Annotated in this window: 1 protein-coding gene; it reads left to right on the plus strand. The window is 56.8% G+C overall.

Annotated features, from left to right (window positions below; all coding sequences use genetic code 11):
- Positions 1 to 61: 61 nt before the first annotated feature.
- Positions 62 to 914 (plus strand): IS5 family transposase gene (locus tag QMX97_RS32000; RefSeq protein ID WP_102053037.1). Its coding sequence is split into 2 segments (ribosomal slippage), with 851 coding nucleotides annotated over them: positions 62 to 415 and positions 418 to 914; the frame shifts between segments, so codons are not numbered across the junction. This gene is flagged as partial in the annotation.

Raw genomic sequence — 914 nt, forward strand, 5'->3', positions numbered from 1 at the left:
TAGGTTTTGTACGAAAAGTCGTTGTGGCTAAAATTGCCGCCATGACCGGTTGGAGGCCCGTATGGCAAGGCGTTACGAACTTTCTGATGCGTCATGGGAGCTGATCAAGGATTTGGTTTCTCCAGAACAGAAAATGGGCCGTCCTCGCAACGATGATCGTCAGGTTCTCCACGGAATTCTGTGGATCCTGTGCTCGGGCGCTCCCTGGCGCGACCTGCCTGAACGCTTTGGGCCTTGGTCAACGGTGTATCAGCGTTTTCGTGACTGGCGCGACGACGGCACATTCGAGCGAGTACTGGAGCGTCTGCATATTCGGCTGAACCGGGAAGGACTGATCGACTTGGACACCTGGATGATCGACTCCACCGCAGTACGAGCAACCCGAGCCTCTTCAGGCGCCGGGAAAAAGGGGGGCCTGAAGAACCGTTAGACCATGCCTTGGGGCGCAGTCGAGGCGGTCTGACCACCAAGATTCACATGGTGTGCGATGCCAATGGCGTGCCATTGCATTTCAGGCTTTCACCAGGACAAGCCAGTGATGTCTCCCACGCTCAGCCGCTGCTGGATGCTGTAAGAATTGCTGGCAAGCCAGGACGACCGCGTAAACGTAGCCGGTGGTTGCTGGCTGACAAGGGATACGATGCCGAGCACCTGCGCCAGTACTGCGACCGTTACCGAATGCAGCCGGTAATCCCATTGCGCGCTATGCCGCGCAAACCTCGACCTGGCTTGCCCCGACTGTTTGACCGGCCCAAATACCGGCAACGGAACATCATTGAGCGGATGTTTGGCTGGCTGAAAGAAAATCGCAGGATCGGCACTCGCTATGACAAGCTGGCCAAGAGCTTTGCAGCCATGGTCACCTTGGCCTGCAGCCTACGTTGCATGCGGCAATACTTTTCGTACAAAGCCTA

The sequence above is a fragment of the Pseudomonas sp. PS01298 genome (assembly GCF_029959745.1).
GTDB classification, from domain to species: Bacteria; Pseudomonadota; Gammaproteobacteria; order Pseudomonadales; family Pseudomonadaceae; genus Aquipseudomonas; species Aquipseudomonas aylmerensis.